Source organism: Chromatium okenii, assembly GCF_016583745.1.
Lineage (GTDB): Bacteria > Pseudomonadota > Gammaproteobacteria > Chromatiales > Chromatiaceae > Chromatium > Chromatium okenii.
This window is the reverse complement of record NZ_NRRQ01000117.1, coordinates 1-719: the sequence shown is the minus strand read 5'-3', so window position 1 is coordinate 719 and position 719 is coordinate 1. Positions and strand designations below refer to the sequence as shown.

The 719-nt window shown below is 56.3% G+C and carries 1 pseudogene; it reads right to left on the bottom strand.

Going from position 1 to position 719, the window contains the following annotated elements:
• Nucleotides 1-364: 364 nt before the first annotated feature.
• Nucleotides 365-719: pseudogene (locus tag CKO12_RS14785) on the bottom strand (alpha/beta hydrolase); the annotation flags it as partial.

Below are 719 nucleotides of genomic sequence, written 5' to 3'. Positions count from 1 at the left end.
CCCTGTACACTGCTTACGCTCGCAGCGAGGTTGAGCCGGTGCTTGAGGGCGGGCTCTTTGATACCTTTTTGGGCAAACCGCTGGATAGTACAGAACTGCGGCAATGGATCGAATCACTGGTAGGGCGGTAACCGCCTGATGCTAAATACGCGCCGAGGAACATGATCAGGGCAGGCAGCCTACCAGGATTGTGCTATGGGCACCTCCAAAAACTTCGCCGGCGCCACCATCCGCCCCGGTGTGGAGGTCTTGGCGCCAGGGATGGCGCCATGAAGCCTCCAGGGATGGATTCACGGCGTCCTCCACACCCGGTGCAGATATGGCTCCATCACCCCGGGGGGAAGGCTTTAGGGGCAGCCTAGTGCTACGGCGGACTCACCCCTGCGTACATCGGGAAGGTAACCGCCAAGGCCCAAGCAAATGCAACTGCATTGACTATCCCGGCCACTAGAGGATTACCGGTGCGCCGGAAAGACCAGCGGCTAAATAGCCCATAGAGAATAAAGAATATGATCCAGACAGGAAGAATCATGGGTAGGAATGAGAGAGACTCGTAATCGAGCGCTACAGCGATCCCTAGGGATACCAGAAACAGAAGCTTGGTCAAGGGGTAAGCCCCTCGCTTGGCACCATCACCGCGGGTTAACCATTCATCAGCAAGGAAAAAAGGCAGTGTGCCTATAAACATTACTGCCAACAGGGGTAAGCGCTCACTAACG